The organism is Myxococcaceae bacterium JPH2 (assembly GCA_016458225.1).
Classification (GTDB): domain Bacteria; phylum Myxococcota; class Myxococcia; order Myxococcales; family Myxococcaceae; genus Citreicoccus.
The window spans coordinates 126,850-139,436 of record JAEMGR010000016.1; the positions used below are offsets into that span (position 1 = coordinate 126,850).

Consider the following 12,587-nt stretch of genomic DNA (forward strand, 5'->3'; position numbering starts at 1 on the left):
ATGCGCACCACGTTCATGTTTCCCGGACAAGGCTCCCAGACGAAGGGCATGGGGGGCCCGCTGTTTGACGAGTTCCAAGAGCTTGTGGCCACCGCGGACGACATCCTGGGGTACTCCGTCCGAGAGCTGTGCCTCCAGGACCCTCGGGGCGAGCTGGGGCAGACCCAGTTCACCCAGCCCGCGCTGTATGTCGTCAACGCGATGGGGTGCCTCCACAGGCTGCGCCGGGGCCCAGCCCCGGATGCGCTCATTGGCCACAGCGTGGGGGAGCTCAATGCCCTGCTCGCGGCGGGGGTGTTCTCGTTCGAGACGGGGTTGAGGCTCGCCCAGCAACGGGGGCTGCTCATGAGCCAGGCCCAGGGCGGCGCCATGGCGGCCGTCATGAACGTGCCCGCCGAGGAGCTCCGGCGACTTCTGCGGGACCACGGCCTGGATGGAATCGATCTGGCCAACTTCAACACGCCGGACCAGATCGTGATCTCGGGTCGGTCCGAGGACATCCAACAGGCGCGGGCGATATTCGCGGCGCGCCAGACGCCGTTCGTGCCGCTGAACACCAGCGGGGCGTTCCACTCCCGCTACATGCGGCCGGCGCAGGAGCGCTTCGACGCGCTGCTGGCGGGCGTCGAACTCCTCGCCCCGCGAATCACCGTCATCTCGAACTACACGGCGAGGCCCTATGGCCACGGCGACATTCGCGCCAACCTGGCCCATCAGCTCGCGAACCCGGTGAAGTGGTCCGAGGGGATCGAGTACCTGATGGGACTCGGCGAGATGACGTTCGAGGAGATGGGCGCGGGCAAGACGTTGACTCACATGGTGGCGAAGATCGCCAAGGCCCGGCGCCCCGCGGCCCCGCGGCTCAGCGCGGACGAGAGCGTCCAGCGCTGGAACGCCAAGCATGGCGTGGGCACGAAGGTCCGGTCCCACGTCATCAAGGGCCCCGTCTTGGAGACCAAGACGAAGGCCGTTGTCCTCTTCGGCCACCGCGCTGCTGTCTACCTCCAGGACTACAACGGCTACTTCGCCCTGGACGAACTCACGGTCGTGGCCGAGTCGTAGCAAGCTCGGCGAAGAAGCGCTGGAGCTGGGCGAGGATTCGCTCCTGCGCGGCCGCGTCGACCCCCAGCGGCAGGGCGAGCCGGACACAGTGCCCCAGCCGATTGTTCCGCTGCTTCCCGGCGTGGTGAACCGCGCCGCGGATGCCCGTCTCCACGAAGAGGCGCTGCAGGAGCTGCTCCCTGCCACCAGGGAACGGAGAGGTATCCACGACCACGGCATGCCCCTCGGCGGGACGCAGCAGGGGGACGTCCAGCGCGTCGAGCGCTTGTCCCAGTCGACGCGCGAACGCGAGCTGTTCGTCGAGCAGGCGATCAAGGGACTCCCGCTCGTGGAGCGCGGCACTGGCCAGGCGCAGGACCTCGGGGTCCGCGTCGATGCGGAGCGCTGTCTGCGCGGCCGCCAGCTCGTGCTTCAGGGCTCCATCGCGCGTGGCGATCACCCCTCCCCGAGGCATCGCGAAGTCCTTGCTCAGGCTCATCACGACGTGGTCCGCCAGCTCGAGCGTCGCGGTGACGATTGACCAGACGTCGTCGATTCCGCCCGACGCGCCGTGGCGGTGCAGGAGCATCGCGTTGCGCACCACCCGGGAGGCATCGAGCACGAGCGGCACGCCGTGGGGTTCGAGCAGTGCCCGCAGCCGGCGGACATGGTCCAGGCGCACGGGGTGGCCACCGCTGGCGTTGCTGAGGACCTCCAGGCCGACCATGGCCAGCGTCCCGGGCGACTCGCCGAGGTGGCGCTCCATCGCGACGAGGTCCATCTCTCCACGGAAGAGCCGCGGCTCGTCCGACAGCACGTCCGGTGAGGGGAGTTCGATGACCTCGAATCCGCTCTCGAGCTGGGCGTGCAACGTCGAGAGCCAGGGGATGCTGCCGACGATCCGACGGCGCCCCTCGCGCGCGCTCTTCTCGAAGAGCGCGCGGTAGAAGACCTGCTCCGCATCGCGGCCTTGGCTGAAGGGCAGGAGGTGCTCAAAGGGGAGCCATCTCGCGAGCGAGGTCTCCGCTGGGGGCTCGCACCGTCGCAGCTCGAACGCGCGCCGCGCGCCAGCTCGGGAGCGCACGCTGAACCAGGAGTCCGTGATGAGATCGAGCGGCACCTGCTCGGTCGCGAGCGCGTGGAGGGGCTGGTCCGCCAGCAGTCGCTGTCGGTGCTCTCGCGCGTTCTCCACCGGCTCGCCGAGGCGCGACGCCACCTCCGAGCCCGGGAGTGAGTTGCGCGAGAAGATAGGCCAGTAGTTCAGCACGGTGGCCAGCGGGGCGGCCTTGGGCAGGTAGGCATAGACGGGCTCGCCCTCGACCCCGAACTTGCTCTTGAACTGATGGTTGGAGCGGGCCTGCTCGAAGATCTGCCCGAGGAGGGTCCGGTGCTCCACCTGTTGCTGGAGCCAGGCCCAGCCCTCGGGATCGCGGCGTGGATCCTCCTCGACCGCGAAGGGATACCAGGTGAGGCCCAGGGAGAACGTGTGCGCCCCTTCGCGCCCGAGCCGCTCCATGATCTCGACGATGGCGTACTCCATGTGGCCGAGGGGCGCGCTGGCCGGATCGTAGAACTCCTGATCCATGACGTAGTAGCCGGGCTCGCCTTCGCCGATGACGATGACCGAGCACAGCGTGTTCTCGTCGTAGGTCAGGAACGCTCGGTAGCCGAGCCGCAGCCTGCGCGAGAGCAACTCCTGCATGCAGTCCACCGAGTGTCGGATGACCGTTCCCTTGGCTTCGCTCCAGCGCGCCATCACGTCGCGCATCTGCTGCAGAGGGAGGTCGGCTGACGCGTCGTACTCCTCGACCCTCGCGCCCGCTCGCGCCTTGAACTTCTCGACGAGGTAGCGAAGCTTCCGCATCTTCCGGCCGCCGAGGCTGAAGCCCTGGATCGGAAGGTCCTGCCACTCGCCGAGCGGGAGCAGCTTGGTGTCCGCCGTGTGCGCCCACGCGTGGTAGCGATCCACGAGCAACACCTGGAAGCCGTCACGCTGCGCGTGCTCCTGCAGCTCTGCGTACACGCCCGCGAGGACGGGCAGATACGGTACGAACAGGCGCGCCTCCTCGATGAGGATTCCGCGGGCCAGGTCGTCCCCGGCGCGGTTCAGGAAGAGGTGCGGGTAGAGCGCCGCTTCGTACGCCACGGCCAGGCCGTTGCGCTCCAGCCGCTCCACCTGCTGGCGCACGGACGGGTGTCGGTCCAGTTCGCCCACGTGGAGCAGGCGAGGCTCCGGCCGGGCGGTCTCCTTCGCCTTCTCTTGCTCCTTCGCCTTCCCGGGGAGCGCGGGCTTCACGCCGGTCCGGCCGGCGCGTCGCACCAGCTCATCGAGCCCGATCTTCCCCTGCCGGAAGAGTTGCTCGGGGGACTCGCCTTGTGGCTCGGCGGCGCGCGGCGGCGGAGCCTCTTGTTCTTTCGGCCGTGCCGGTTCCGCCTCGCCAAAGACCCGTGCAACATCGTCGCGGCGCGACGTCCACAGGTAGTCCGCCAACGCGCGGACCGACCCGTGATCGAAGAGGAGCGTCTTCGGGAGTCCTCGGAAGAGGTCCTCCAGGCGCCGCGTCACCTCGAGCGCGACGATCGAGTCGAGGCCGAAGCGACCGAGTTCCGAGTCGTGTCCGAGCCGCTGCGGCTCGACTTGCAACGACGCACAGACGGTGGTGTGCACGTGCGCGAGGAGCCGGCCTCGGAGCCCCTCGTCAGCGCCCCGCGCTGGAGTGGCTTCGCGTGGCTGGCGGCGCGGCTTGGGTTCAGCGAACGCCGCGGACAGTCGCTCCGGATCGCCATGGAGCACCAGCACCGAGGGCCCCTCGGTCGAGAGCGCCTCGTAGAAGCTCCGGAGGCCCGTTCCGGTCGGCATCGGGGTGAGGCCAATGGTGCGCTCGAGCACCGCTCGATGGGCCGCGTCGATGGTCATGCCGCCCTCGGCCCACAGAGGCCAAGCGAGCGACAGGGTGCGGCCCGAGCGGCGGCCGTCCGACACCCGGGCATTGCGGTGCTCCGCGAAGCCGTCGAGGAAGGCGTTGGCCATCGCATAGTCGGCCTGCCCTGCGTTGCCGAGGACTCCGGCCGCCGAGGAGAACAGCACGAAGAAGTCGAGGGCCAGGTCCTTCGTCGCCTCGTCGAGGTTGACGGCTCCGGCGACCTTGGGGCGCAGGACCTCCCGCGCTTGCTCGGGCGTCTTGCTCGGCAGGTACGCGTCGCGGAGGACGCCGGCGGCGTGGATGACTCCGCTCAGCGGCCCATGCTCGGCCTGGACCGCGCGCACGAGCGCCACCACGTCCTCTTTCTTCGCGACGTCTGCGTTTCGGTAGTGCACCCGCGCCCCGAGCGCTTGGAGCACCTGACGCCGCTCCTCGGTCAGCGGCCGGTGGCCGACCAGGATGATGGTCGCCTCGGACACGAGCCGGGCGATCTCCCGCGCGAAGAGCAACCCGAGCGCGCCGACGCCACCGGTCACGAGGTACACGCCCCCGACCTTCCAGGGCACCGGCGGCTCCGCGGCGAAGTCGAGCGCCTCGGAGGTCGCGATGAACCGTCGGCCCGCTTCGTAGCGAACGTGGAACGCGTCCAGCCAGCGCTGGTTGTCCCGGAGCTTCTGCGTCATCCCCGAGGGCGACTCCGCGGCGTCGACCTCGATGAGCTGACCTATGCAGTCCGGATTCTCCTGCGCGAGTGTCCGGACCAGCCCCACGAGTCCGCGATAGAGCGCGCGCTCCTCACGAGGGACCACGAACTGGAAGAGGGCCGCGCCGCCCTGGGTCTCTCTCAGTCCTCGCTTCACCGTTTCCAGGGCTTGGAGCGCGATCCGCTCGAAGTTCGGGGCGGGCTCGTCGATGGGGGGCGTGGCGTGCTCGCAGCGCGTGAACAGTCCGCTGCGCTCGAGTTCCACGCGATGATCGGCGCCGAAGCCGAACAGCACCACCTGATGCGAGTCGAAGGACGCCGGCTCCGCGCCACCGGACGCAGTAGCGCGGCTCACCTCGCGCCACTGCTCGCGGTAGAGGCGGGCCCGCTCCTTGCGGCGGCTTGGGTCGCGCAGGGCGCGGATGCCGAACCCCTCGAAGCGCACGCAGACGTTGCCCGAGGCGTCACAGAGATCCACATCGAATTCGTGGGCCTGGGCGCGGACTGTCCCGGCGCTCGGGCGCACAATCGCCCAGGCGTCCGTGGGGCAGGGCGCGTGGAACGTCACCTGACGGATCGAGAAGGGGAGGTGAAGCTCCTCGCCCTCTCCCGCGAGGGCGAGCACCGACTGGAGCGTCGCGTCGAGGAGGGCGACCTGCCGATCTCGCTCGCGCGTGGCGGGCGACCTGAGCTTCGCGGCGGCGAAGGACTCGCCGATGGAGACGCTCTGGATCGCACGCAGGCGCGGGCCGTACTGGATTCCGAGGTGGGCGAAGCGCTCGTAGAGGTTCGCTCCGTCCAGCGTCGTTCGCGCCCTCCGAGACAGGTCCGCGACGTCGTGCGCGTCGGGACGCGCCGCGGCTTCGAGACGCGCCTGACCTTGGCAGTGGCTGATGCGCTCGCGCCGGGCTTCGGAAGTGGCCTCGAACTCGAAGGCTCCGTTGGCTCCCGGGCGCAGGGACAGCCGCACCTGACGCGCTTGGTCCTCGCGCTGCGCGGCCGCGGGCCATGCGACCTCCAGCAGCCGCACCACCGAGGGGGACGTCGCGTGCTCCGACATCGCCTCCCTCGCCATCTCGAGGAACACCACGCCGGGCAGGATTCCCTGGCCCCGCACGACATGGTCGGAGAAGAGCGGGTCGTCCTTCGGGAACACCTCCTGGACTCCGAGCGTGTCGCTCCTGGCGCGCTCGCCCTCGCGACCGGGCTTCCAGTACCGCTCCTTCGCGAAGGGATACGTCGGGAGGCTGATGCGTCGGGGAACGCCCCCCTCGTAGAGGGCGCGCCAGTCGAAGGTCATCCCTCGTCCCCAGAGCGCGAGGAGCTTGTGATGTCTTCCGCTCCGGACCCAGGCGCGCGCCAGGGCCGCCAGCGCCTCGTCTTCTTCGGGGGGCGTGCGCTCGGTCTCGGCTCGACTCCGGATCACTCCCTCGGCCCGTCCGCCATGGTCGATGAATGCTTGGAGCTTCTCCTTCAGCTCCGTCCAGGACGCGGCGGTCATGGCGAGCCGCTCCTCGTGGTGCTCACGCCCGACCTGGAGCGTGAACGCCAGCGCCGCGAGGTCGACGGACTCCTCCGGTGCCCGCGACACGAAGTCGAGCAGTTGCCGCGCGGTGGCGACCAGCTCGGCCTCTTGCTTCGCGGACAGCAGGACGATGTGCGGAGGGACAGCTCGGGTCTCGGGTGGCGGTGAGGACTCGCCCACGTACTCCTCGACGATGAGGTGGGCATTCGCTCCGCCTGCGCCGAATGAGGACACGCCGGCGATGCGAGGGCACTCGATTCTTTGGCCTCCCACCTCGACGACCGGCCGCTCCCACGCCTCGAGGACGTGCTGAACCTTGAACGGCGTCCGAGCGAAGTCGATTCGAGGGTTGAGCTGCTCGGCGTGCAGCGTTGGCGCGAGCTGGCGGTGCTTCATCTGCAGGAGGACCTTGATCAGCCCCACGATTCCCGCCGCGCTCTCGGCGTGCCCGAGGTTCGACTTGACGGAGCCGATCGCGCAGAACTGCGACGGCGCCGTACCCGCATTCTCGTCCGAGCTCGCGAACGCGCGGCTGAGCGCGGCCACCTCGATCGGATCGCCCAGCGACGTCCCGGTCCCGTGCGCCTCGATGTAGCTGACGTGCCGTGGGTTGACCCCTCCGCGTCGCAGCGCGGCTTCGAGCACCTCGGCTTGCGCCTTCGGGTTCGGGACGGTGTAGCCATTCGTCCGGCCCCCCGCGTTGATCATCGTGCTTCGAATGACGCCATGAATCGAGTCACCGTCGGCGAGCGCGCGATCGAGTGGCTTGAGCAGGACCGCTCCCACCGCTTCGGCGTCGACAAAGCCATCCGCGCCCTCGCCGAACGTCTGACAGCGCCCGAGTGGCGACAACATCCCCGCCTGACTCAGGCCATGGAAGTGGAGCGGATGGAGGATGAGGTTCACGCCGCCCGCGATGGCGCATTCGCTCGTCCCGGCGCGGAGGCTCTCGACAGCCAGATGGAGCGCGGTCAGCGATGAGGAACACGCGGTGTCCACCGCGAGGCTCGGTCCTCGGAGATCGAGGGCGAAGGACACGCGGTTGGCGACCGACCAGTGTGCCGGTTGCGCGGAGTAGGTGTCGTTCATCACGCCCACGAACACGCCGACCTGGCGGGTCGATGAGAGCGTCCAGGGCGTGTAGCCCGCATCCTCGAGCGCCCGATACGCCTCCTGGAGGAAGAGCCGCTCCTGAGGATTCATCCGCTCCGCCTCGCGGGGCGCGATCTCGAAGAACAGCGGATCGAACGCATCCACGTCGGAGAGGAAGCCGCCCCACCTGCTGGTGATGGAGGGAGGCTGCGCCTGCCAGCGCCAGCGCTCCGCGGGAATCTCCGTCACGCTGTTCACGCCGGCGCGGAGGTTGTCCCAGAACGCGCCGACGGTGTTGGCCCCTGGGAAGCGGCCACTCATTCCGATGATGGCGATCTCCTGGCCCCCTCTCTCCACGACTGGCGCGGCTCGATCCATTCGTGGAGGCCCGCGACGCCGCCCGACCTGGGGCTGCGGGAGGGGCTCGTCGTTGGCGCTTGGCGCGGACGCTCGCGCGGGCTCTGGCGAGGGCTGCTCTGCACCGAGCAGCTCGGCGAGCCGGTCCGGCTGCGTCGCGAGCAGATGCTCCGCGAGTTCCTCGAGCGTCTGCAGCTCGAAGAAGAGCGTCGTCGTCACGTCTCGGAACGTCTGCGACAGCGCATTGGCCAGCTTCACGACGAGGATCGAGTCAATCCCATAGCTCGCGAACGGCTCCGTGGCGTCGAGCTGGTCGGGTCGCAGATCGAAGACCGAGGCCACCGTGCGCTTCAGGTAGGCGTGGGTCCGCGCACGCAGCGGCTCCGTGCTCTTGGACTGCGCTCGCTCGATGGGGGCGACGGTGGGCGCGGCGGCTTCCACGGGGCGCCGCCGCGAAGTGTGAGCCTGGGCGGGCTCCGGCTGCTGAAGGTAGAGGCCGTCGCTCACGCAGGCGATGACCTGCTGCCCCAGCGCGTGGAGTTCCTCCGCGACGAAGCGCGTGTCGAGGAAGCCCTCCTGGGAGAGGAGCGCGCGCCATGCCTCCGGACGCAACCCCGGGCACCCGTGGATGCGGAGCGGGCTGTCGGTGTGGAGCCACCAGCCCTCCAGCAGGCCGAAGGTGAGGTGGGCGAACAGGCTGTTCTGGCTGATTTCGTTCAGCAGGAGGATGCCACCCCGGCGCAGCAGTGCCTTCGCGTTGCGGAGGGCACGGCGGATGTCGGCCGTGGCGTGGAGGGCGTTGGCGGCCAGAACGACGTCGAACGTGCCCGGCACGAAGCCCTGTGCGGACAGCGGTTGGCTCACGTCGAAGAGGCGCGGTTCCAGGAAGGGCGCCTCGGGGGCGAAGCGCGCCCGCGCCTGCTCCAGGAAGACTCGCGAGACGTCGGAGTACACGTACGTCTCGACGGGCACCCCGCGCTCCTTCAGGCCGGCCAGCACTCCCGCCGTGCATCCACCCGTGCCCGCGCCGATCTCCAGGATTCGGAGCTTGCGACCGGAGCCTCGGGTGAGGGGCGTGAGCGCTTCGAGCATCGCTTCGGCCAGCCGGGCGTTCGCGGCATCGGCCAGGGGCTCTCCCTTGTAGATTCCCTCGACGAGCGCCGTGGAGGCGCCCGGGAAGAGGACGTCCGTGGCCTGGCGTCGTCCCAGCAGGACATCGGGCAGCGCTCGCAGGCACGCGTCCATCAGCGCCACGCGGGCTCGCAGGCTCGGGTCCTCCGCCCACTTCGCGGCGGCGCGCGCCCATCGGTCCCAGCCCGCTCCGGAGCGGGCGTGGCCGTGCTCATCGAGGAGCCGGCACGACTCGGCCCACCACCGCCGGTAGCGAGAGGCGAGCCCCGGAGGCTCGGCGGGGAGCGTTGCACCACAGGCCACGAGTTGGGCAAGCAGCGGCTCGGCGGCGAGCGCATCCATTTCGTCGTGGCGCTGTCCGAGCGCGAGGAGCTCCTGAGGCGCTTGGATGCGGCGGACCTCCGGGAGCGTGGCTCGTGGCTCTCGCGAGGGAGCGGCTCCCGCCCAGGCGCCGTCCCAGAGTGGCGTGAGGGCGAGGCGGCCGGTGGACTTGAGGATCGCGACCCGCGCGAGCCCTGTCGCGAGCGCCGCGTCCAGTGCCCGCATGGCTGCGTCGGGCTCGATGGATCCGAAGCCCGCGCTGGCCATCCGCCGCCGGTGCACGTCGTTGCTCACCACGCCCACGCTGCCCCAGTAACCCCAGTCAATCACCCGGACCGGGAAGCGCCCCGCCTGCCCGAGTTGCTGCGCGAAGGCGTCGATGAAGGTGCTCCCGGCCGCGTAGTTGCTCTGGCCAGGGGCCTTGGAGAACGTCTGCATCGAGGAGAAGAAGAGGACGAAGTCGAGCGGCTCGTCCTCGAACACCTGCGCGAGCCTCACGCTGGTCTCGACCTTCGCCGCCAGGGCTCGGCGGAACCGCTCCGTCTCCATCGCGGCGATCGGCCGATCATCGAGCACGATGGCCGAATGGATGACCGCGTGGATGGCGCCGAACTGGCGCTTGATCAACTCACGCGCGCGCTCGAGGTCCGCGCGCTGGGTCGCATCGGCGCGGACGTAGAGCGGCCGTGGCCCGAGGGCACCCAGCGCGTCGAGCTTCGCCTCGATGGTGCGATCCAGCTCACGGCGTCCGATCCAGACCACCTGAGCGGCGTGGTGTTGGATGACGTGCCGGGTGAAGACCTCACCGATACCGCCGGCGCCGCCGATGACCACGTAGACCCCGCCTCGGCGATAGGGCAGCGGTCCCTCGCCCTGCTGTCGCAGGGGGGCGAGCACCTGACGGAACCACTGTCCGTGGCGCAGGGCCCACCCGTCGCCCGATGAGGACGGAGGGAGGCGCCACAGCGCGTCGACCGAGATCGCTTCCTCGGCCGGGAGATCGACGAGGAGCATGCTCCAGTGGGGATGCTCCTTGGCCGCGGAGCCCACGAGCCCGGCGAGGCTCGCGTGCGTCGCGTTCAGTGGCTCATGGGCGCCCACGCGCTGAGCCTGGCGGGTCACGAGGGTGAAGCGCAGCGGGCGCGAGCCGGGCACGTTGCCGATCGCGGCCTGGAGACAGGACAGCAGCGCCATGACGCCGTGCTCCTGCCCCTCGATGAGCCCCTCGCTGGAGGGCGACATCGAGTCCGGCCGGGGAGCGACCCAGACGATGTCCGAGATGGAGGCGTGCTCAGCGAAGGCCGCCGCGAGGCGCTCCCTCCCGGTGTCCAACTCCAGGAAGCGCGCGTCGTGCTGGCGCGAGAGTTCGGCGCGCAAGGAGGCGTCGGCCCCGATGACGAGCAGCGAGCCCTTCGCGGACCGTGGCGCGTCGAGGAATTCCTCCGGACGCAAGGGCTCCCACACCGGCAGGAGGTACTCCAATCCCTCGCCGAGCTGCTGCCCGGAGGCTATCGGCCGCGCCGCGACCTCGTGCATCCGGACACAGACCGCGCCGTCGCCATCACAGATGCTCACGTCGACCGCGAGCGCGTGCTCGGTCCGGCGGACGACGTGCACCCAGGCCTCTGCTGGACACGGGGCGTGGACGTCGACCGCCCGAGCCGAGAAGGGGAGATACGGGCGCCCCTCGTCGAGCACGAACACCATGGCCGCCTGCAATGCCGCATCCATGAGGCCCGGGTGCAGCACCCAGTCCGCGGACTCCGAGTCGCGGTTCTCCGGCGCCAGCACGAGCCGGGCGAGCACCTCGTTGCCGTCGCGGTAGATCGTCTGGAGCCCGCGGTGGCTTGGGCCATAGCCCACGCCGAGCCGCTCGAAGGCGTCGTAGTAGGCTTGGCCCGTCCAGCGCTCCATTGTGTCGAGCCGCGCCTGCCATGCGCGCACGTCGAGGGCGGGAGGCGGACGCGCCGCACCCCAGCGCACCTTGCCTTGGCAGTGAACGCGCGGGGCCTCCATGCCGGCGGGCGTGGTGTACGCCTCGAAGGCGACCCCACTGTCGCCCTGCGCGTCCTCGACGAACTCGACGTGGAGCTCGACGTCGGCGGTGCGCTCCTCCGGGACGACCAGCGGGTGGCTCCACACGACGTCGCGCAGTTCGACGGGAGTGTCCTTGCCCTGGCCGCCACGCGACGAGAACCGGAGGCCCGCCCTCGCGAGCTCCAGGTAGGCGACGCCCGGCAGGACGCGCTGTCCCCCGACGCGGTGGTCATCGAGGAAAGGCTCGGTGCCGTCGAACCGGGACGTGAAGCGCTGTGCCTCGAGGTCGGAGGTGTTCTCGTGCAGCAGCGGGTGCAGCACCGAGCGGCCACCTCGAGACGCCGCACGCGGCGGCGCGAGCCAGTGGCGCTCCCTCGCGAACGGATAGCCCGGCAGGCGGACGCGCCGAGGCGTATTCCCGCGATACAGCCGTGCCCAGTCGATGTCGAAGCCATGGACCCACAGCTCGAGCAGCTTGTCGTGTTGGTCCTTCGCCAACCACCGGTCGACGACGTGCTGGACATCCTCGTCGGCGAACAGCGCGTGCAGTTGCCGGTGCGACCGGACCTGCCCGCGGAACACGCCTCCGCCGCCAGCGCCGGTGCTCACGGATCGCAGCTTCGCCAGCAGCTCGGGGAGATCTCCAGCGATGATCCCGAGTCGCTCGTTCATCGCCTGCCGGCCCACCTGCAGGGTGTAGGCGACGTCCGCGATCGGCTGCGGCTCCCGGATGAGCGCGTCGTGGAGGTTTCGCGCGCTCTCGGCGAGTCGGTCCGCGTCTCGCGCCGACAGCACGACGAGGTATGGCCCCGCCACGTCGGCTTCGTGCTTCGCGCTCGGGACGTACTCCTCGACGATGACGTGCGCGTTGACGCCGCCCACGCCGAACGAGCTCACGCCTCCCACCCGCGTTCCCTCCCGTGGCGCCTGCCACGGGGTCCGAGTGGTCGCGATGCGGAACGGGCTGCCCCGCAGGTCGATGTAGGGATTGACCTCGCCGCAGTGCAGGCTCTCGACGAGGGTCCGATGTTCGAGCTGGAGGACGACCTTCATCAGTCCGGCCACGCCCGCCGCTGTCTCCAGGTGGCCGATGTTGGTCTTGATCGAACCCAGGGCACAGTGCGGCTCGGCGGCGTCCGTCGCGCCGGGCGTCCGCTCGCGCAACGTGGCGAATGCACGCCTGAGCCCCTCGACCTCGATCGGATCCCCGAGCGGGGTTCCGGTGCCATGCGCCTCGATGTAACCCACCCGGCGCGGGTCGACGCCAGCACGGGTGTACGCCGCCTCGATGAGCGCGGCCTGCGCCAGCGGGTTGGGCGACGTCAACGTGTTGGCCCGCCCGCCGTGGTTGTGGCCGCTGCCACGGAGGAGCGCGCGGATGGTGTCCCCGTCCGCCTCGGCGCGACTCAGGCGCTTCAGGACGAGGATGCCGATGCCTTCGCCCCGGCTGTAGCCG

The 12,587-nt window shown here is 70.1% G+C and carries 2 protein-coding genes (1 of these 2 running past the window's edge); one reads left to right on the forward strand and one right to left on the reverse strand.

The window, feature by feature from the left end; translation table 11 throughout:
• A complete protein-coding gene (fabD, locus tag JGU66_23970) occupies positions 1 to 1,062 on the forward strand; it encodes an ACP S-malonyltransferase (GenBank protein ID MBJ6763842.1) in 1,062 nt (353 codons plus the stop codon).
• Here fabD and JGU66_23975 read toward each other — a convergent pair.
• Positions 1,040 to 12,587, reverse strand: partial view of an SDR family NAD(P)-dependent oxidoreductase gene (locus JGU66_23975; GenBank protein MBJ6763843.1) — the final stretch only. It continues 13,349 nt past the right edge of the window; only the last 11,548 of its 24,897 coding nucleotides appear in the window; its start codon lies beyond the right edge, outside the window; the stop codon is at positions 1,040 to 1,042. The two genes, fabD and JGU66_23975, sit on opposite strands and share 23 nt — an antisense overlap.